Genomic DNA, 18,479 nt, shown 5'->3' with positions numbered 1-18,479 from the left:
GACAAGGATTCCGTTGTAGGCAGTCCACCAGCGCTGGGAAGCGGTTGATACCAATTAAATTCTCCTTGGCAGTGCCAGGGTATGGTGTCCGCTGACCTTTTCACACGCGATGGCCAAGGTCCATCGGACACAATCAATGAACGACAGCCAGATCATCGCGGCCGCAGCCGCACTCTCGGCGTTCAGCGGCGCATCGCAACACAATCGCCTCATGCGGCTCGACTTTCCCCACAAGGACGGTCCTTCAGCCATTCTGCTACCGAACAAGCTGACCGCTCATGAAGAAGTTTCGCGTGGCTTCCGCTTCGACCTTGAGGTGCTGTCGGACGACCCGCGCATTCCGCTGAAAACGTCGATGGGCCGGATGGTGACGATCTCCCTGGTGCGCGAAGACGGATCGCTACGCTACTTAAGAGACGATGGAAGCAAATTTGCAGCAAAAACTTCATTCGCAACCGATGACCGGCTTCCTGCTGCCACTCCAGGACAATCGCAGCGCCACACTGCGGTTGGGCTGACGATGGAACGTTCCATGCTCCGTCAGTTGTCCACCGTCCTGTTCGCGGCATTGTCCATATTTTGTCTTTTCAAAGGGTTCAGCGTGGTACACGACCAATACAGAACGATCCAGGACCTGCCTCGTAACGAAGAGCTGCCCCTCTTCGATCCGCACCGGGCCAGCTTCACCTGCGAGGTCGAGGCGGCTAAAGTGCCGCCGATCGACGCGCAGGCCGACGCGTGGTTCCGCGAAGCGCAGGCGCTGGACGATCCCGACATGTGGGAAGAGGACCGCGACTATAAAAAAATCGTCCAGTTGACGCGGCAGGCGGCCGACAGGCGGCACTGGAAATCCATGCTCAATCTCGCCACGCTGTACCTTGAAAAGCGCGATCCGCCGCACGGGGAAATGGAAGCGCTCGCGCTGGTGGAGCAGGCAATGCAGCTCGGCATCCCCGCCGCCTACGACCGGATGGGAACCTATTACATGAATAGTGTCGGAGTGCCGGGTGACGCGACCAAGGCCTTCGCGTTCTGGCAGAAGGCAGCGGAGATGGGCAATCCGCATGCCATGGGCTACCTGGGCGAAAAGATGTCCTCGACGTGGGATATTCCAAACGAGGGGTATTGGGCAAACATTTCGGTCGCGACCAAGGTGCTGGAGTGTGCATTGACTCAAGGTTACGGCCCAGCTGCTTACAGGCTGGCGAACCTTCGAGGATGGCCGCGTGCAGCGGACGGCAAAATCGTAGGGCCGCGTACAACCGAGACCAGAGCGTTAGCACTGGTCACTTTACACACAGGGGTGAAGCATGGCTGCTCCGACTGCGCTAGAAGTTTATCGGTCGAGTTCCGTAATCCCCACGACCTGGCCGACATGATTGTTCCGCATCTCGACAGGGTCCGATCCGAGCGCTATGGGATACTCAACGATGCTCTCGATAGCAATCCTCTGCTCCGTTTCCCCAACCTGGACAAGGTGCTCCCATTGCCGCCCGCAGCGCTGTCGCCTTGGGATGGCGACAAGCAGACGCTGCTCGAGGCCGCAAAAGGCGTGACGCCCGAGGTATCGGATCGTAAAGCGAGCACCGCCTCGCAGCGACAAGGCCGGCCGCACCTCGACGCCGCCTATGAGCTGCGTCCCAGCGACGACAAGACGACTGAAGCGGAAGCGCCGTTCGCCGGATACTGGCAAGCGACCGCGCCAAACGAGCCGGAGGAAGTGCAAGCATGGCTCGCCGGCATCCCGCCCGGCCTCTACCGGCCGGGAGAAGTATTCGACCTTCCACCTTATCCGCAAGAGATGGGCCGCAGGGCGATCCAGGGACTGGTGTGGAAGCACTTTCTCACCGTCCGCCACAACCACGGCGCGGTCGAACCGCCGGCCGCTGCCGGCATGGCGCGCGAAGTCGTACCTGTAGAAGCGCACCGAGCCTGCGATGCGCGGACACCATGCCCTTCGACCGGCACCTGGCAGCCATGGCTACCAATCGAACATCCATTGCGACACGCAATCAACCAGCCGTGGCGTCAGGCTTGGGTAAGGGCCGGCGAAACATTTCCCGGTCTGCACAATGACGACCAGCTTCACATCGATCCGGATGTCTTGAAGTGGCACCTGCTGGATCGTACGCAAGCCATCATGACATGATCGGCAATTTGCTTGCCTTCACCGATTCCTCTATCCGGCTTTGGAACACAATAGGGAGCAGCCATGAAGCATATGGGCCGCGGCGTCATCCGACTCAACGACACAACCGATCACGGAGGTCAGGTTATCTCCGTTTCATCCGGCACCATCGTAATGGGTACCGAAGCAGCGCTTGCCGACGACATGACCTTTTGTCCCAAATGCAAAGGAAAATTTCCTATAAAACCCGACGGCACCGGCGCCAGGCACAAGGGTCGAGCCTACGCCTACGACAACGATCTCACCGCTTGCGGAGCGAAGCTTATTTCCTCGATATGAGACATGCATAAGTACTTCGACAGGCTTCCATCCCGGCCGCGAACCGGGTCCATGCCTGGTGTGATCGGTGTGCACGAAATCAAGGGAAGCGGATCTGCGTGTATGATGGCTGGCACATTCGCCACCTGAGGGAGACCGGACATGTTCAGCCTCGACGAGTTCGCGCAGTTGCAGTTCCTGGAAGGCCGCTGGAAGGGCGAGAGCCCGGACGGCAAGGAGTTCTTCGAGCAGTACGATCGTCCCGAGCCGCAGGCGTTCCGCTCGCGCCGCTTTCCCGATGCCGGCTTCACCGAGCATAGCGACGGCGCCACCATCTCCTATAAGGACGGCGAGGTGGTCTCGCAGTGGAACGAGTTCACCTGGAAGGCATCCGCCATCCGCGCCGATGGCGCCGACTTCGAGCCGGTGAACGCGCCGAGCCGCTTCAGCTGGCGCCGCGTGGACGACGGCACCCTGGAAGCGACCCAGCACTGGAACGCCGAGGGCAAGGAACAAACCTACACGCTGCGCATGACCCGCGTCGCCTGAAGGAGACGCGGCGCCCGATGCAGAAAACCCTGACCATCCTCGTCATGCTGGCGCTCGGCGCCTATGCGGCGGCTTGCCTGGCGCTGTTCCTCATGCAGCGCTCCCTGATCTATTACCCGCCCAGGGCCGCGGCGGTCCCCGCGCCGCAGGTTTCCACGCTGGAGGTGCCGGGCGCTTCGCTCAAGGTGTCCGAGCGGCCCGCCGCCGGCCACGGCGCGGTGATCTATTTGGGCGGGAATGCCGAGGATGTCAGCGCCAGCCTGCCGCTGCTGGACGCCTCCTACCCGGAACGCGCGCTCTACCTGCTGCACTACCGCGGCTACGCCGGCAGCACCGGCAAGCCGGCCGAGGAAGAGCTGGTGCACGATGCGCTGGCGCTGTTCGACAAGGTCGCGCCGGAGCACGGCGACATCGTGGTGGTGGGACGCAGCCTGGGCAGCGGCGTGGCGGTGCAACTGGCGACCCAGCGCCCGGTGCGGCGGCTGGTGCTGGTCACGCCCTTCGACAGCCTGCGCGACCTGGCGGCCGCCCAGTTCCCCTACATGCCGGTGCGCTGGCTGCTGCGCGACCGCTACGAATCCTGGCGCTACGCGCCGCAGGTGACGGCGCCGACCCTGATCCTCGCCGCCGGGCAGGACGAGATCATCCCGGCGGAGAGCACCCGGCAGCTGTCCACGCGCTTCGCGCCCAAGGTCGCCACCATGCGGGTGATCGAGGGCGTCGGGCACAATACCATTTCGAACAGTCCCGAGTACGTCAAGGCGCTCGCCTGGGCGCGTTGAACTAAACCGTTTATAAGGAATGCCATGTCATCCAGTTCCATCCTGCGCCATGTGGTGCTGTTCTCGTTCAAGGACGATGCTCCTTACGAGGCGGTCGACCAGGTGGTCGCCGATTTCGCCCGGCTGCCGGGCCAGATCCCGGGCATCGTGTCCTACGAGTGGGGCACCAACGTCAGCCCGGAGGGCCTGAACGACGGGTTCACGCATTGCTTCACCTTGAGCTTTGCGAGCAACGAAGACCGCGACGCGTACATCGTGCATCCGGCGCACGAAGCCTTCGTCAAGACCTTGGGCGCGAGCCTGGCCCGTTCGCTTGTGCTGGATTACTGGACGCGCTGACGCCGGCGCAGGCTGAATCCGTAACCGTCGAACGTCGTACGCGCCACTGGCGCCTGCGCCGGTGCGACGGTCTTGCGGTCAGCGGATTTCAGCCAATGCGGTCCAGATCTCACGGAACTGCTGCACCACGCGCGCATCATCCTCCCCATCCGCACCGCTGAACTCCGTATTCGTCATCAACATCCTCCCCGTCCCGCTGGCCGGGTCGATGAACATGAAGGCCGTGACCCCCGGATCGCTCCCGGTATGCCCGACCTGGCCGTTCTTGCGAATGCGCCAGAACACGCCGCTGTTCGGCTCCCCCGCCGGACTGCCGGCCGGCAGGGCGTCCGGCGCGAACTGCGGATCGAACAGCAGGGTGAAGCCGGCCTTGCTCAGGATCCCGGCGCCGCCGTGGAAGCCCTTCACCATCGCCATGAGGAAGCGAGACAGGTCGGACACGGACGTGGTCAGCCCGCCATCCGGATAGGTGGTCAAGCCATAGCGCGGATACGCTCGTCCCTGACGGTCGTAGACGCTGGCCTGGCGCGATGCGAGCGCCGGGTCGGCATGCCAGCGTGTCGACAGCATGCCGAGCGGTTCGAAGATATGCCGCCTGGTGAACACGTCGAAGCCCATGCCGCTTTTCACTTCGACCAGGTAGGCCGCCAGCGCCGAACCGATGTTCGAGTAGTGGTAGGCGCTGCCCGGCGCTTTCCGATCGAAGTTGCTCTTGCGGTAGCGCGCGCCGCCCGGGGACAGGTAGTTCTTCAGGAAGCCGCCCAGCGTGGCGTCAGGCCGGCCGGGCACGGTGGAATCGCGCTCGAACGCCTTGTACAGCGGGCCGTTGCGGTCCGCGCCGGGCAGGATGGTGTAGCTGTGGCCGTAGATCTCCTCGTCGTCGACGATGGACGAGGTATGCGTGACCAGCTGCCGCACCGTGATCGCCCCCGCCGCGTGCGGGTTGCGCACCTTGAACGGCAGGATGCGCTCGATCTCGGTGTCGAGGTCGAAGTAACCGAGCTCGATCGCCTTGACCAGCGCCACCCCGACCACGGTCTTGCTGACCGAGCCGACGTTCTGCACGGTGTCCTCGGTGTATGGCCGCCGGGCGGCGACGTCGGCCAGGCCGAAGCCGCGCCGGTACAGCACCTTGCTGTCCGAAACCACGGCGACCGCGAAGCCCGGCAGCAGCGACCGCTTGTGCAGGGCCGCCAGCTTGTCGGTGGGATGGGGACGGGCGGGCGTGCCGGCCAGCGCGGGCAGGCCGAGGGACAGGGGAAGGAGCAGCAGCGAGCGTCGTTTCATGGCAATCCCGGCAGGCGTATAACGCAAAAAACCGCGGTGGGGCCGCGGTTCTTCATGGGGGCGCGAGGCGCCGCTGGAGGATTATTCCTGCCACTCCTGCAGGGCGCGGATCGCCGCTTCGCCGTTGCGGATCGCCTTGACGCGGCGTACCACTTCGTTGCGCCAGGCTTCGTCGGCATCCTGGTCGGGGCCGTCGATATCCTCGAGCAGCAGGCGCAGCAAGTCATGCTTTTCGTTCGCACTCAGCAGCTGGATCTGTTGCGCGATCTCGGCAACTCCATTCGACATGATGCTTCCCCCGGTAATATTTTTGAAATAATAACTTGCGAATTAAAGGTTGTCGACAGGAACCATATTATCCGTTGGTTTTCTATCAATTAATTTATTGTCGGGGTCGATGCCGGCCCGGGCCGGCCGCCCGTCGACCACCAGGGTGACGCTCTGCTGCGCCTTGTCGACCAGGCGCCGTTCGCGCGCCAGTGGATTGCCGTTGCGGTCGTCGACGCCGAATTCGATGTAGTCCTTCAGGGCCAGCGGCTGCTCTTCGCCCAAGGCGCCCGCGCGCACCTTGCCGGCCTGCGCGTTGATGGTGACCTCGAACTTGCCGTCGGCACGCTGGCGCGCCGTGGCGCCGACCGCGCGGTTCTCGTACAGGACGATGGATTCGAACAGGTCGCCGATCAAGTAAGCCTTGTCCGGCGGGGTGACGGCGCGCAGCCCGTCCACCAGAGCCGAGACGGTGGGGTAGGGCACGCCCTTGAAGGCGTGCTGCTCGACCAGCCGGCGCAGCACGCCGTTCACCACGTCTTCGCCCAGCAGGTCCTGCAGCAGGTAGAGCGCCAGGCTGCCCTTGCGGTAGTGGACGTAGTTCTGCTGTTCGTTGTCGGACAGCGGCAGCTCCTGGCGGCGCTCGACCGCGCGGCCCATCAGGTAGGCGTCCAGGTTGTAGCGCAGGAAGCGCCGCATCTTCCGGGCGCCGACCGTGCGCTTCATGACCATCAGCGCGGTGTACTCGGACAGGCTTTCGGACAGCACGGTGGCGCCGCGCGCGTCGGCGCCCACCACCTGGTGGCCCCACCACTGGTGCGCCGCCTCGTGCGCGCTCACGTAGAAGGGATAGTCGATGTCCTTCGGCGAATCGTCGTCGATGCGGGCGATGAAGCCGGCGCTTTCCGAGAACGGGATGGTGCCGGGGAAGGCCTGGGCATACTGCTCGTAGCGCGGGAACTCGACGATGCGCAGCTCGCGGAACTGGTAGCGGCCGAAGCGGCGCGAAGCGTAGTCGAGACTGGCCTGGGCGCCGCGGATCATGCGCTCGACGTTCCAGTCGTGGCCCGGATGGTAGTAGACGTCGATGGTCACGTCCTGCCAGCGGTCGTGGCGCACCTCGTAGCGGGCCGACTGGAAGGCGTAGAAGTTCAGGATCGGCTGGTCCATCTGGTACTGGAAATAGCGGCGGCCGCCCTCGATCCATTCACGCTGCAGGGTGCCGGGCGCGATCGCGATCTGGTCCGGGCTGGTCGAGACCACGGCGTCGAATTCGATCCAGTCGGCGTCCCGGCCCAGGAAGTTGTGCTGGCGCGCCGCCGGATCGTCGCGCCCCGCCATCGGCGTGCGCGGCCCCAGGCCGAAGCGCTTGCGGTCACGCTCGTCCACGAGTTCGACCGCGCGCTGGTAGCCGATGCGCGGCAGGACCTCGTTGGTGAAGAAGCTGCCGTTGGCCACCACCGGGGTGTCGCGGCCGATGCCGAGCCAGCCGCCCGGCGCGTACGCCACATTGAATTCGACGGCGGTGCGCGCGCCCGGCGCCAGCGGCTGGGCCAGGCGATAGTGATAAAAGCCGTGCGCCGGATCGGCGGCCAGCTGGCGCGCGCCCATGGCGAACTTCACCTTCAGGACCGCGCCGCGCTGCTGGTACAGGATGACGTCGCTGAGCGGCGCGCCGGTCCGGTTTTCCAGCTGGTAGAAGCCGGTCACGTTCAGCGCGCGCCGCTCCGGCTCGATATCGACATCCAGATGGACCACGGCGATGCGCGGCTGCGGCAGTTGCGCGAAGCGGCGGTAGCGCTGCTCGTACTCGGCGCGCTGGCGCTCGACCTGCACGCCGGTCTGGAAGTCGCCGGCATGCAGTTCCCAGGCGATCAGGGCGCCCGTGCCCGCGAACACCATCAAGCCCAGCGCGAAGCCGGCCAGCACGGTGCGCGACAGGTTGCGCCGGGCCAGGCGCAGGCGCTCACCCCAGGCATCGTCGACGCCGCGCGCCCACAGCACCCGCGCCACCACCAGCAGCATCAGGGCCAGGCCCGACCAGTAGAGCTGGAACAGGCGCTCGCGCAGCAGGTAGTGGCCGAAGCCGTTCATCGCCGAGTAGGTGGTCTGCGGCCAGTAGCCGTAGGTGAGCAGCGGATGGTCGAAGCCGTAGCCGCGCGCGGTGGCGCCGACCAGGTAGCAGGCGATCAGGATGAAGTAGGCGAGGTAGCGGTTGTTGACGATCACCTGGGTCGCGATCGCCAGCGCCCCCACGAGCGCGCACTGCGGCAGCAGCACCGTGAACAGCATCCGCAGGTACAGGCCCGGCTCGAGGCCGAACCAGCCCTTGAACAGCTGGACCAGCATGCCGACCACCATCGCCATGAACAGCAGCACCGCCTGCAGCCCGACCAGGGCCAGGAATTTCCCGGCGAGCGGCAGCCAGGTCGGCGCCGGCATCGCGTCCAGCATCTGCGCCATGCGCGCCTCGCGCTCGCGCCAGATCATCTCGCCGGCGAACAGGATGGTCACCACCAGCATGTAGAGCTCGAACACGCCGCGGATCAGGTCCAGCACCATGTAGGTGACCGGCTGCGTGCTGGTGCCGTAGATGCTGCCCAGGTCGATCGAGCTGGCCGCCAGGATCAGGGCCCCGGCCAGGGCCAGCGCCAGGAAGTAGACGTTGCGGGTCGCTTCGCGCAGGTTGTACCAGACCGATTTGCCCAGCAGGAGGGTGAGGCTGCGGCGCTGGAAGTCGGGTTCCTCGCGGGTGTCCACGGCGGTCTGCGACAGGCTCGGGGCGGTCTCGGCCTGCGGCGCCGCCGCGCCCGGACGCCGGCGCGGATCGACGCTGCCGACCGGCTGGAAGCGCCAGTAGCCGAGCAGCAGGACCACCAGGCCGAAGCCGATCCACAGCAGGCGGTTGACGAGATACACGCCCTCCAGCGTCACGGTGCGCGTGTTGCGCTCGGCGATCGGCCAGTATTCGGTGAGGCGGATCAGGGCCGTGGTGCCGAAGGGGTCGATCAGGGCGGCCAGGGTCTTGTAGTCGAGGTCGCGCGCCAGCGAGGGCGCGACCACGTAGCCGATCATCATGACGATGCTGGCCACGTACACCGGCAGCATGCGGCGCGACAGCGCGGCCAGCACGAAGAACAGGGCGCCGAAGATGAAGGTGTTGGGCAGCAGCGTGAACAGATAGGGCAGGACCCAGTTCGAGACCGGGCTCGGTCCCAGGCGGTCCGGCTCGATGCCGGGGATCAGGGTGCCGAGCCAGGCGCCCAGCACGATGCTCGACAGGATCACGGCGAGCGTGAGGAAGGCGCCGAGGAAGCGTCCGAACACGTAGTCGTGCTTGCGGATCGGGGCGCTGAAGAAGAAGTGCTGCATCTCGTATTCGAAGTCCTGCTGCACCGAGCGCCCCATCACGGCCGCCACCACCACCACCCCGAAGCAGCCGAGGAAGGAGGCGGTCAGCGCGATCTGACGCGGGGCGTTGATCAGGAGGCGCCCGCCGAAGGTGACGGTGGCGTCGCGGAACACGCCGCCCGCCGCCGCCATCCACAGCATGGCCAGGGCCAGGAACATGCCGAAGTAGATCCAGGTGGACAGCAGCCGCAGGCGCTGCCCCGCCTCGAAGCGCGCGATGGCGAACAGGAGCCGCATGGCCTAGCAGGTCCCCGCGGCGGTGGAGCGGTCGGCGAACAGGCCGGCGATGGTGGCGAAGTAGACGTCTTCCAGGCTGGCGCGCGCCGGCTCGAAACCGTCGCCCGGGTCGCTCTCTGCGTACACGTGGATCAGGGTCTTACCGGTCAGCAGGCGGGTCGAGATGACCTGGTGGCGCTTCTGGAACAGCGGTAGCTCCTGGCGCGTGACGAAGCGCGCCCAGATATAGTCCTCGATCTCGTAGGTGAGGTCTTGCGGGTCGCCGCACAGCAGCACGTGGCCCTTGTTGATGATGGCCATGTTCGAGCACAGGTCGGCCACGTCGGACACGATGTGGGTCGACAGGATCACGGTCTTGTCCTCGCCGATCTCGGACAGCAGGTTGTGGAAGCGCACCCGCTCCTGCGGGTCCAGGCCCGCGGTGGGCTCGTCGACGATGATCAGGCGCGGGTCGCCGAGCAGGGCCTGGGCGATGCCGAAGCGCTGGCGCATGCCGCCCGAGAAGGTGCCGAGGCGCTGCTTGCGCACCTCCCACAGGTTCACCTGCTGCAGCAGGCCGTCGACCACCTCGCGCCGGCGCTGCGCATGCGACAGGCCCTTCAGCTGGGCGAAATGGTCGAGCAGCTCGTAGGCAGTCACCTTCGGATAGACGCCGAAATCCTGCGGCAGGTAGCCGAGCATGCGGCGCACCGCGTCCTTTTCGTCGAGGACGTCGATATCGCCGAGGAATACCGAGCCGGAGTCGCACTCCTGCAGGGTGGCGAGGATGCGCATCAGGGTCGACTTGCCGGCGCCGTTGGGGCCCAGCAGGCCGAACATGCCGGCCGGGATGCTCAGGGTGACACGGTCGAGCGCGACCACGCCGTTCGCGTAGGTCTTCGACAAATTCCGGATTTTCAATTCCATGCCATGCTCCCGCGGACCGCCCGGTCCTCCCCCGTCAGACTTCTCAACGCTTGCATTGTATTAAATTGTTCTGCAAGCTGTGGCGACTCTGCGATACACGGGTGGATTGGTAGGCTGGATTGCATAATCTGCTGACAGGACGCATTAATAGGACGCACTAGTTGGACGCACTAAGCTTTGCCAGTTGTAAATATCGATTTGTTTGCCGGTGGAAACATGCGAGAAAACATGGATAATGGCAGGATGAACGACGCCCTCCAGGACAAGCTGCTGCTCTTGATGCGCGAGGCGCAAGGCCGCGTCGAGGCCACCGACTGGTTCCGGGTGGCGCTCGGCCTGGTCTACCTGGCCGGCCTGATGACCAAGGAAACCATCGACTTCAAGAAGGTCGACCGCGCTTTCAACCGCTTCATCTATCACACGCTGGGCAAGGGCCACAGCATCGCCAGCGTGCTGCAGTTCATGAGCGGCGAGAAGGTGATGCCGACGGTGCAGTCCGAACGTTTCATGGAAGCGTTCCGGCGCCACTGCCCGGAAATCCCGGCCGAGTCGATCCCCTTCCTGCTCGAGCTGAACCTGGGCGTGGCGAAGAATATCTCCGGGCTGGACCCGAGCGGCCCGCTGGCCGACTGGGTGGCGCAGCGCAAGAGCGCTCAAGGCCTATAATGGCGTTTTCGATATCGAACTGGCCATTCCCATGAGCGCTTTCCGTCTGCATTCCCCTATCGACAGCTTGATCACCGGTTTCGACAAGGCCCTGCGCGTGGTCGGCGGCGTCGCCGCGTCCTCGCGCCCTAACCCGGGCCAGCATGCTACCGATTGCGAACTCTCCGATGAGGAACGGCGCCACAGCGCGGGCCTGATGCGGGTGAACCACGTCGGCGAAGTCTGCGCCCAGGCCCTGTACGATTCGCAGGCGCGCTTCGGCAAGAGCCCGGCGATCCGCGCCCAGTTCGAAAAATCCGCGCGCGAGGAAGAAGACCACCTGGCCTGGACCGCCGAGCGCCTGGCCGAACTGGGGTCGCAGCCGAGCGTCCTGAATCCCCTGTGGTACGCCGGCTCCTACGTCATGGGCAGCATCGCCGCCAAGCTGGGCGACCCGCAGAGCCTCGGCTTCGTGGTCGAAACCGAGCGCCAGGTCGAGGCGCACCTGAACAGCCACCTCGAGACCCTGCCGGCGCAGGATGCGAAGTCGCGCGCGATCGTGGAGCAGATGCGGGTGGACGAGATCGCGCACGGGGCATCGGCGCAGGCGCTGGGGGCGGCCGAGACGCCGCTGCCGGTGCGGGTGTTGATGAAAGCGATGTCGAAGGTGATGACGACGACGGCGTACCGCATCTGACGTTCCTGGAATAGCCCCATACCCACCAACGTCGTTCCCGCGAAGGCGGGAACCCAATTTTGCACGCCTTACGTCGACGCCACGAACCTGGATTCCCGCCTGCGCGGGAAGTCATGGGCGCCAGCGGCGCGCATGACGGTGTCAAGGTAGGCGGTAATAAGCGCGTCTGCGGCCTGCTTACATCCAAATCAAACTTCGACGATCTCGATTGAGTGGGTAATCTCCGCCATTTGCGCCAGCATGATCGACGCCGAGCAGTACTTGTCGTGCGACAGGGTGACCGCCCGCTCCACCGCCGCCGGCTTCAGGTTGCGCCCCGTGACCGTGAAGTGGAAGTTGATCTTCGTGAAAATCTTCGGATCTGTCTCCGCGCGCTCCGCCTGCAGCGTGACGTCGCAGCCGCGCACGTCCTCGCGCCCGCGCTTCAGGATCAGCACCACGTCGTAGGCGGTGCAGCCGCCGGTGCCGACCAGGACCATCTCCATCGGCCGCGGCGCCAGGTTATGGCCGCCGCCTTCGGGCGCGCCGTCCATCGACACCATGTGGCCGCTGCCGGTCTCGGCGCGGAAACTCATGCCCGAGGGGCCGTTCCAGCTGACTTTCACTTCCATGTAGATTCTCCGCGTTTGAATTGACTAGCGAAGATTGTAAGGCAGGCGGGGCGCCCATGCAGGCGCCCCGTGATTGCGGCAGGGGTCAGACAGCCAGCACGTAGCGCTCGCTCTTCATGCGCCAGCTGGCATAGGCCACCAGCAGCAGCGCCGGAATCGCGGAACACAGGAAGGTCAGCAGCAGCGGCAGGGCGTGCGCGTCGCCGGCCTTGGACATCTCCTTGATCAGGGTCTGGTTCGACAGCATCGGCACCGCGTACATCCACAGCGCGGTCTTCAGGTCGAGGAAGGACACCACGATGCCCGGGATGATCGGCACGATCATCGCGAAGCTGAGGATGGTCTGGGCTTCCTTGAAGGTCTTGGAGTTCATCGCCAGGGTCACGTACAGCGCGGAAGCGAGCAGCGACAGCGGGACGGTGGCCAGGCAGACCAGCGCCAGTTCGCCCCAGCCCAGGCTCCACGACATGCCGATTTCCTCCAGCGGCAGCCACTTGAGCATCACGTGCGCCAGCACCAGCTCGAAGGTGACGCCGACCACGCCCAGGATGCCGGCCGCGAGCCACTTGCCGCCGATGAGTTCCCAGGTATGCGCCGGCTGCGCCATCAGCACTTCCAGCGAACGGCGTTCGCGCTCGCCGGCGGTGGTGTCGACCGAGGCCGACATGGTCAGCATGAAGGCGGGCAGGAACAGCACGCCCATGATGCTGCCGACCAGCATGGCCGAGCGCGAGGCGTTCGAGCCGGTGTCGTAGCGCTGCACCTGGATCGGCATCACCGCCACCGGCGACACGCCGTGCGCCAGCAGGCGTGCGCTGGTCACGTTGCTGCCGTAGGCTTCCAGCACGTCCTCCACTTCACGCCGCTGGGCGTTCGATTCGGCCGCCGAGTCGTACCAGATCTCGACCCGCGCCGGACGCATCGCGTAGTAGTCCTCGACGAAGTTGTCCGACAGGCGCAGCACCGCCGCGACCTTCTTCCCACGCAGCAGTTCGGCGATGGCGTCTTCGTTCATCGGCGGCGTGTCCTTGACCGTGATGTTGCGCTGGCCCAGCTGGGCCATCAGGGTCGGCGCTTTCGAGGCGCCGATCACCGCCAGGTCGACGCCTTCGCGTTCGGTCTTGGTGCTCTTGTCGATCAGCTGGTGCAGGGTCATGCCGATGATGAGCGGGTACAGCAGCGTGAACAGGGCCAGCATGCCGAGGGTGCGCTTGTCGCGCAGCGTCTCGCGCAGCTCCTTGAAGAAGACGATCAGGAATTTCGAGTTCATACGCGCTTTCATGCGATCCCTTCTTCGGTGCCGACCAGGTTGACGAAGGCGTCTTCCAGGTTGGCGATGCCGGTGCGGCGGCACAGTTCATCGGGCGAGCCCTGGGCCACGGTGTGGCCGCCGGCGATCACGATCACGTCCTCGCACAGGGCGGTGACCTCCTGCATCACGTGGGTCGCCATGATCACGCAGCAGCCGTCGGCGCGCAGCGAGTTCAGGGCGGTGCGCAGGGCGCGCGTGCTCATCACGTCCAGGCCGCGGCTCGGTTCGTCGAGCAGCAGGTGGCGCGGGCGGTGCAGCAGGGTGCGGGCAAGCGCGACCTTGATGCGCTGGCCCTGCGAGAAGCCCTTGCTGCGGCGCGCCAGGATGTCTTCCATGCCGAGCAGCTCGGAGACTTCGTCGGTGCGGCGGTTGATCGATGCGCGGTCCATGCCGTTCAGCTCACCGAAATAGGTGAGGTATTCGCGCGTGGTGAGGCGCTCGTACAGCCCGAACTGGTCGGTCAGGAAGCCGATCGAGCGGCGCACCGCCATCGGGTCCTTCTCGGGGTCGACGCCGTCGATCGAGATGCTGCCCTGGTCGCGCTTGAGCAGCCCGACCAGGGTGCGCAGCAGGGTGGTCTTGCCGGCGCCGTTGGGGCCGAGCAGCGCGGTGATCTGGCCGTCGCGCGCGGTGAAGCTGACACCGCCCAGCGCCTGGACGGCGCCGAACTTCTTGCGTACATCGTGGACTTCAATCATGTTGTTTGCCTTATGGTTGCGGGCCGGCGCTGCCGAGCTGGAAGGTCGGAGGCGGGATCTCTTTGAGGCAGCTGGCGTCCAGCTTGTCCTGCGGCTTGTCGAGGAAGGTGCGCAGCAGGCGCGGGGCGCAGCCGAGCTGCGAGACGCCGTGGCCGAGGTTGTCGACCACCACCTGCTGGGCGCGGCTCATGTATTTGGCGGCGGTGGCGGCGCGGTGCGGCGGCGTCACCGGGTCCAGCGCGCCGGACAGCAGCAGGGCCGGCGTGTCGATGCGGCTCGGCTCCTTGTACGCCACCGGCGGCACGTTCATCGACTTGCACACGCGCGGCATCTGCTCGGCCAGCGGCTTGGTCAGCTTGCCGGCGTCCTGCGCCAGCAGTTCCGGCGTCATGCGCGGCACGTCCTCGGCGCACACCACCGCCAGGTGCATCAGCATCGCGATGCCGCCCGGGCCGCCGAAGTCGCCGGCCAGGTTCTGGCGCGCGATGAAGGGCTGCCAGCGTCCCTGCGCGGCGTTGTGGATCAGGAAGGGCAGGCGGCGCGCGTCGGCCGGCGAATACAGCACGCCGTGCACGGTGCCGAGGAAGCGCGAACGCGTCATGTTGAACTCGACCGGCTGCGCGGTGCGCGGGTCGGGCAGCGACAATTTGATCGGGCCGGCTTCGAGTTTGCCCACCAGGCCGTCGAACTCGGCGCGCAGGTTCGGGAAGGCCTTGCTGCAGCCGGCGTCCTTGGCGCACTGGTCGAACACCCGGTCGAGCGCGGCCTGGCCGTCCTTGGCGCCGGCCGGGATCACCTGGTCGGGCGCGGCCACGCCATCCAGGATCAGGCTGCGCACGCTGGACGGATACAGGCGCGCATAGGCCTGCCCCAGGCGGGTGCCGTAGGAGCCGCCGAACACGTTCACCTGGGTGTAGCCGAGCGCGCGCCGCACGACCTCGATGTCGCGCGCGCCGGCCTCGGTGGTGTAGGCGGCCCAGGTGGCCTTGGTCTTGCCGATGCAGGCCAGCAGCTCGGCTTCGATCTGCTGTTCGTTCATGCGTTCGTGTTCCGGCTTGCTTTCGCAATCGAGCTTGCCCGAGCGGCCGGTGCCGCGCTGGTCGATGAACACGATGTCGCGGGTGGCGCGCACCCGGTTGAAGGCGGTCGACAGCAGCGGCGCGACTTCGCTGCCCGCTTCGCCGGGGCCGCCGGCCAGCACGAACAGCGGATCGCCGCGCGTGCCCTGGCGATGGGCCGGGGCGACGGTGACGTGCAGTTTCAGTTTGGCGCCGTCGGGCCTGGCATGGTCGAGCGGGACGTCGAGGGTGACGCAGCGCAGGCCGTCGGTGACGCCGGGCAGGTGGCAGCCACGGGCAGTGGCGGGGGCGGTGGTGCTGGCCGGCGCCGCCGCATTGGCTGTGGAGGCCGTCAGCAGCATGAGTGCGGCAAGCGGAACCAGGGAACGACGGAACATTGATCTTGTCTTCACACAATCTCCTCAAAGGACAGTTCCATACTAGAGTGGCATTATTTTGGAGGTCAATGGATTAATTGCGACGAAGCACGAAATTATGCGGCTGGGAGACGTTCTATTCATGCGGAATGACAGGCGGCCCCATGAAGAACGGAAAATGCGACAGCAAAGGTCAATGCGCATTGACGGCGAGCCTGCTGTTCGGCTATCATCGTGGGCTTTCCCTTTGCTCGGGGAAGACAATAAGGCAGAGTCCGCTGCAGCAAGGGCGGAACCACCACAGTGAGCATTTAACCTATTAGGAAGTCAACATGAAAACTTTTTCCGCTAAGGGCCATGAAGTCCAGCGCGACTGGTTTGTGATTGACGCGACGGACTTGGTCCTCGGACGTGTTGCCAGCGAAGTGGCACTCCGACTGCGCGGCAAGCACAAGCCGGAGTTCACTCCGCACGTCGATACCGGCGACTACATCATCGTCGTCAATGCAGGCAAACTGCGTGTGACCGGCACCAAGGCCACCGAGAAGACCTACTACCGTCACTCGGGCTACCCGGGCGGTATCTACGAAACCAACTTCCTGAAAATGCAACAGCGCTTCCCGGGCCGCGCCCTGGAAAAAGCCGTCAAAGGCATGCTGCCGAAGGGCCCGCTGGGCTATGCAATGATCAAGAAGCTGAAAGTGTACGCGGAAGGCTCGCACCCGCACGCAGCACAGCAACCTCAAGCACTGACCCTCTAAGGAACTGACATGATCGGTAACTACAACTACGGCACTGGCCGTCGCAAGAGTGCAGTCGCTCGCGTGTTCATCAAGGCCGGCACCGGCCAGATCATCGTGAACGGCAAGCCGGCATCGGAATACTTCTCGCGCGAGACCGGCCTGATGGTCATCCGTCAGCCGCTGGAACTGACCGGCAACGTCGAACGTTTCGACATCAAGGTCAACGTGCACGGCGGTGGCGAGTCGGGCCAGGCAGGCGCCGTCCGTCACGGCATCACCCGCGCCCTGATCGACTACGACGCAGGCCTCAAGGGCGACCTGGCACGTGCCGGTTTCGTCACCCGTGACGCCCGTGAAGTCGAGCGTAAGAAAGTCGGCCTGCGTAAAGCACGTCGCGCAAAGCAGTTCTCTAAGCGTTAATTCGTTTCCTCAGCCGGCGCCTCCGGGCGCTGCTGCGAGAAAGCCGTCCTCCGCAAGGTGGGCGGCTTTTTTGCTTTTCCGGCCCTGTTTTTCTGCCGGACCCGTCAAATTCATTGCTATTCGCACATATTCATCTTCCGATTCCTGCATGAATGCCGAAGAATACGGTCATTCCATTGACGTTCAGGAAAGTTCAACATGAATTTTGGCGAAAGACTCAGGCAAGTCCGTACGGACAAGGGGCTGACCCAGCCGCAGTGTGCGCAGATGGCGGGGATCGAGCAGTCCTACCTCTCGAAACTGGAGAACGGCAAATCGGTGCCCTCGGCCGAGATGTTTTCCACCATCCTGGCCGGGATCGGCATGGATGAGAAAACCTTTCTCGCAGATGTGGACCGGGAGGTGCTGGAGACGACTTTGCGCCATATTCCGGCGGTCAGCCAGTTCACCACACAGGTGGCGGTAGCGCAGGTGAATCATGGCAAGCGCTGGCTGTTCGGTTCGGCTGCCTGCTGGGTGCTGGGCTTCGCGATGATGCTGGCGGCGAACGACGGCATCTTCTTTTCCCAGTGGCGCTACCACTACGATTCGCCGGGTGTGATCCGCGCAGGCGAGGCGGACAACATCTTCTCCACCCACCGCGAGATCGTCACGCTGCGCCAGGCCGCGAAAGTCATTACCGACGAGGAAGCCTCGCGCGAGCTGGCCGACTTCGAGTCGACGCGGGCCCGGCCGGTCAGCGCCGAGTGGCCGGAGAGCCGCGGCGCGGCATACGCCGAAGCAGCCGACGGCGGACACCGCCGTTTCCAGCTGGTCCGTACGGAGTACGTCAAGGCGCCGGGCAACGTCATCCTGAATTACCTGGGCGGGGTCGTGCTGTTTTCCGGCTTCGTCGGCCTGTTCATCGAGTGGCGCCTGCGCCGCCTGAAATCCAAGCGTTGATTCCACATCCATCAAGGAAAACCATGTCCCAGCTTCGCACCTTCTTCGCCGGCGCCACCACCATGGCCGCTTTACTTGCCGCCATCTTCACCCTCACCGGCGCCAAGGGCCCCGCGCGCCACGAAACCTTCGACGAGATCACCGTCGGACGCATCAATATCGTGGAACCGGACGGCACCAAGCGCATCATCGTGTCCAACCGGGCCCAGTTCCCGGGCGACTTCATGCAGGGCAAGGAAGGCGCGCGTCCGGACCGGCGCAGCTTTGCCGGCATGTTGTTCATCAATGAAGAGGGCACGGAGAACGGCGGCCTGATCCAGAAGGGCAGCATCGGACCGGACGGCAGGATCTCGTCCGGCCTGTCCCTGACCTTCGACCGCTTCCGCCAGGACCAGGCGCTGCAGCTCATGAACAACGACAGCGCCAATCACCAGACAACCGGGATCAAGATCAACGATGTGCCTTATTACGGCGTCACCTCGATCGAAGACTTCCGGCGCCTCCGCGAGGAGGCTGGGAAGCTGCCGGAAGCCGAGCGCGGCGCTTACTGGGATACATTGTCCGAAGCAGGGCGCCTGAACGAGAACCGCATCTGGCTCGGCAACACCATGGGCAAGGCCTCGACCCTGCAGCTCAAGGACGCCCGCGGCCGGGTGCGCATGATGCTGATGGTGTCGGCTGACGGCAAGGCCGAGATCCAGATGCTGGACGAGCAGGGCAAGGTTATCAAGTCCATCACCCCAGGTATCTAA

At 65.0% G+C, this 18,479-nt stretch carries 19 protein-coding genes; 11 read left to right on the top strand and 8 right to left on the bottom strand.

The genetic code is table 11. The features are described 5' to 3' along the window. The first annotated feature begins 136 nt into the window (after positions 1-136). The 5 genes from LQ564_RS18325 to LQ564_RS18305 all read left to right on the top strand — a co-directional run bounded on the left by LQ564_RS18325 (position 137) and on the right by LQ564_RS18305 (position 4,116). Complete coding sequence (locus LQ564_RS18325; protein WP_231059553.1) at positions 137-2,149, top strand: SEL1-like repeat protein; 2,013 nt, start codon at positions 137-139, stop codon at positions 2,147-2,149. A gap of 63 nt (positions 2,150-2,212) precedes the next feature. Next, positions 2,213-2,467 (top strand): PAAR domain-containing protein, encoded by a 255-nt coding sequence (locus tag LQ564_RS18320; protein WP_231059552.1) that lies wholly within the window; start codon positions 2,213-2,215, stop codon positions 2,465-2,467. 141 nt (positions 2,468-2,608) lie between these two features. Next, positions 2,609-2,995: a hypothetical protein gene (locus tag LQ564_RS18315; protein ID WP_231059551.1), complete on the top strand. Its 387-nt coding sequence runs from the start codon at positions 2,609-2,611 to the stop codon at positions 2,993-2,995. Positions 2,996-3,012: 17 nt separating this feature from the next. Continuing rightward, positions 3,013-3,777: an alpha/beta hydrolase gene (locus LQ564_RS18310; RefSeq protein ID WP_231059550.1), complete on the top strand. Its 765-nt coding sequence runs from the start codon at positions 3,013-3,015 to the stop codon at positions 3,775-3,777. Between the two features lie 24 nt (positions 3,778-3,801). After that, positions 3,802-4,116 carry a Dabb family protein gene (locus LQ564_RS18305; RefSeq protein ID WP_231059549.1) on the top strand — a complete coding sequence of 105 codons (315 nt, stop codon included), beginning with the start codon at positions 3,802-3,804 and terminating at the stop codon, positions 4,114-4,116. A 78-nt stretch (positions 4,117-4,194) separates the two neighbouring features. On the opposite strand, the gene LQ564_RS18300 is transcribed toward LQ564_RS18305, so the two are convergent. The 4 genes from LQ564_RS18300 to LQ564_RS18285 form a co-directional block, all read right to left on the bottom strand. Continuing rightward, entirely contained in the window at positions 4,195-5,403 is a 1,209-nt protein-coding gene (locus tag LQ564_RS18300; protein ID WP_231059548.1) for a serine hydrolase domain-containing protein, read from the bottom strand. A gap of 81 nt (positions 5,404-5,484) precedes the next feature. After that, on the bottom strand, positions 5,485-5,691 hold the full coding sequence (locus LQ564_RS18295; RefSeq protein ID WP_231059547.1) for an addiction module protein: 207 nt from the start codon (positions 5,689-5,691) through the stop codon (positions 5,485-5,487). 42 nt (positions 5,692-5,733) lie between these two features. After that, positions 5,734-9,318 carry an ABC transporter permease/M1 family aminopeptidase gene (locus tag LQ564_RS18290; protein WP_231059546.1) on the bottom strand — a complete coding sequence of 1,195 codons (3,585 nt, stop codon included), beginning with the start codon at positions 9,316-9,318 and terminating at the stop codon, positions 5,734-5,736. A 3-nt stretch (positions 9,319-9,321) separates the two neighbouring features. Then, entirely contained in the window at positions 9,322-10,224 is a 903-nt protein-coding gene (locus LQ564_RS18285) for an ABC transporter ATP-binding protein (protein WP_231059545.1), read from the bottom strand. Positions 10,225-10,467: 243 nt separating this feature from the next. Between LQ564_RS18285 and LQ564_RS18280 the strand changes: the two genes are divergently transcribed. Together LQ564_RS18280 and coq7 are read left to right on the top strand one after the other, a co-directional pair. Beyond that, positions 10,468-10,890: a hypothetical protein gene (locus tag LQ564_RS18280; RefSeq protein ID WP_231059544.1), complete on the top strand. Its 423-nt coding sequence runs from the start codon at positions 10,468-10,470 to the stop codon at positions 10,888-10,890. A 31-nt stretch (positions 10,891-10,921) separates the two neighbouring features. Further along, the gene (gene coq7 / locus LQ564_RS18275; RefSeq protein WP_231059543.1) at positions 10,922-11,566 is read left to right on the top strand and encodes a 2-polyprenyl-3-methyl-6-methoxy-1,4-benzoquinone monooxygenase; all 645 of its coding nucleotides are present in this window, start codon (positions 10,922-10,924) and stop codon (positions 11,564-11,566) included. Between the two features lie 188 nt (positions 11,567-11,754). Here the strand turns inward: coq7 and LQ564_RS18270 are convergent, their stop codons facing one another. The 4 genes from LQ564_RS18270 to LQ564_RS18255 form a co-directional block, all read right to left on the bottom strand. Next, a complete protein-coding gene (locus LQ564_RS18270; RefSeq protein WP_231059542.1) occupies positions 11,755-12,177 on the bottom strand; it encodes an OsmC family protein in 423 nt (140 codons plus the stop codon). 85 nt (positions 12,178-12,262) lie between these two features. Further along, entirely contained in the window at positions 12,263-13,447 is a 1,185-nt protein-coding gene (locus LQ564_RS18265; protein ID WP_231059541.1) for an ABC transporter permease, read from the bottom strand. 8 nt (positions 13,448-13,455) lie between these two features. Next, on the bottom strand, positions 13,456-14,187 hold the full coding sequence (locus LQ564_RS18260) for an ABC transporter ATP-binding protein (RefSeq protein ID WP_231059540.1): 732 nt from the start codon (positions 14,185-14,187) through the stop codon (positions 13,456-13,458). A 10-nt stretch (positions 14,188-14,197) separates the two neighbouring features. Next, complete coding sequence (locus tag LQ564_RS18255; protein ID WP_231059539.1) at positions 14,198-15,643, bottom strand: alpha/beta fold hydrolase; 1,446 nt, start codon at positions 15,641-15,643, stop codon at positions 14,198-14,200. 311 nt (positions 15,644-15,954) lie between these two features. Between LQ564_RS18255 and rplM the strand changes: the two genes are divergently transcribed. From rplM to LQ564_RS18235, 4 genes are all read left to right on the top strand, one after another. Beyond that, entirely contained in the window at positions 15,955-16,383 is a 429-nt protein-coding gene (gene rplM / locus LQ564_RS18250; RefSeq protein ID WP_231059538.1) for a 50S ribosomal protein L13, read from the top strand. Between the two features lie 9 nt (positions 16,384-16,392). Beyond that, positions 16,393-16,785, top strand: coding sequence for a 30S ribosomal protein S9 (rpsI, locus tag LQ564_RS18245; protein WP_005667904.1), 393 nt, complete (start codon positions 16,393-16,395; stop codon positions 16,783-16,785). Between the two features lie 198 nt (positions 16,786-16,983). Continuing rightward, positions 16,984-17,727, top strand: a complete 744-nt coding sequence (locus tag LQ564_RS18240; RefSeq protein ID WP_231059537.1) for a helix-turn-helix domain-containing protein — start codon at positions 16,984-16,986, stop codon at positions 17,725-17,727. Between the two features lie 23 nt (positions 17,728-17,750). After that, positions 17,751-18,479 (top strand): hypothetical protein, encoded by a 729-nt coding sequence (locus LQ564_RS18235; RefSeq protein WP_231059536.1) that lies wholly within the window; start codon positions 17,751-17,753, stop codon positions 18,477-18,479.

The organism is Massilia phyllostachyos (assembly GCF_021044825.1).
GTDB lineage: Bacteria > Pseudomonadota > Gammaproteobacteria > Burkholderiales > Burkholderiaceae_D > Telluria > Telluria phyllostachyos.
The sequence above is the reverse complement of the archived record's forward strand: the minus strand, read 5'-3'. Positions and strand labels throughout refer to the sequence as shown.

Coding starts and splice junctions, on each gene's coding strand:
- LQ564_RS18290 (WP_231059546.1), bottom strand. CDS start 9,318: ATGCGGCTCCTGTTCGCCATCGCGCGCTTCGAGGCGGGGCAGCGCCTG.
- LQ564_RS18295 (WP_231059547.1), bottom strand. CDS start 5,691: ATGTCGAATGGAGTTGCCGAGATCGCGCAACAGATCCAGCTGCTGAGT.
- LQ564_RS18310 (WP_231059550.1), top strand. CDS start 3,013: ATGCAGAAAACCCTGACCATCCTCGTCATGCTGGCGCTCGGCGCCTAT.
- LQ564_RS18285 (WP_231059545.1), bottom strand. CDS start 10,224: ATGGAATTGAAAATCCGGAATTTGTCGAAGACCTACGCGAACGGCGTG.
- LQ564_RS18260 (WP_231059540.1), bottom strand. CDS start 14,187: ATGATTGAAGTCCACGATGTACGCAAGAAGTTCGGCGCCGTCCAGGCG.
- LQ564_RS18300 (WP_231059548.1), bottom strand. CDS start 5,403: ATGAAACGACGCTCGCTGCTGCTCCTTCCCCTGTCCCTCGGCCTGCCC.
- LQ564_RS18255 (WP_231059539.1), bottom strand. CDS start 15,643: ATGTTCCGTCGTTCCCTGGTTCCGCTTGCCGCACTCATGCTGCTGACG.
- LQ564_RS18315 (WP_231059551.1), top strand. CDS start 2,609: ATGTTCAGCCTCGACGAGTTCGCGCAGTTGCAGTTCCTGGAAGGCCGC.
- coq7 (WP_231059543.1), top strand. CDS start 10,922: ATGAGCGCTTTCCGTCTGCATTCCCCTATCGACAGCTTGATCACCGGT.
- LQ564_RS18325 (WP_231059553.1), top strand. CDS start 137: ATGAACGACAGCCAGATCATCGCGGCCGCAGCCGCACTCTCGGCGTTC.
- LQ564_RS18265 (WP_231059541.1), bottom strand. CDS start 13,447: ATGAACTCGAAATTCCTGATCGTCTTCTTCAAGGAGCTGCGCGAGACG.
- LQ564_RS18235 (WP_231059536.1), top strand. CDS start 17,751: ATGTCCCAGCTTCGCACCTTCTTCGCCGGCGCCACCACCATGGCCGCT.
- LQ564_RS18240 (WP_231059537.1), top strand. CDS start 16,984: ATGAATTTTGGCGAAAGACTCAGGCAAGTCCGTACGGACAAGGGGCTG.
- LQ564_RS18305 (WP_231059549.1), top strand. CDS start 3,802: ATGTCATCCAGTTCCATCCTGCGCCATGTGGTGCTGTTCTCGTTCAAG.
- rplM (WP_231059538.1), top strand. CDS start 15,955: ATGAAAACTTTTTCCGCTAAGGGCCATGAAGTCCAGCGCGACTGGTTT.
- rpsI (WP_005667904.1), top strand. CDS start 16,393: ATGATCGGTAACTACAACTACGGCACTGGCCGTCGCAAGAGTGCAGTC.
- LQ564_RS18270 (WP_231059542.1), bottom strand. CDS start 12,177: ATGGAAGTGAAAGTCAGCTGGAACGGCCCCTCGGGCATGAGTTTCCGC.
- LQ564_RS18320 (WP_231059552.1), top strand. CDS start 2,213: ATGAAGCATATGGGCCGCGGCGTCATCCGACTCAACGACACAACCGAT.
- LQ564_RS18280 (WP_231059544.1), top strand. CDS start 10,468: ATGAACGACGCCCTCCAGGACAAGCTGCTGCTCTTGATGCGCGAGGCG.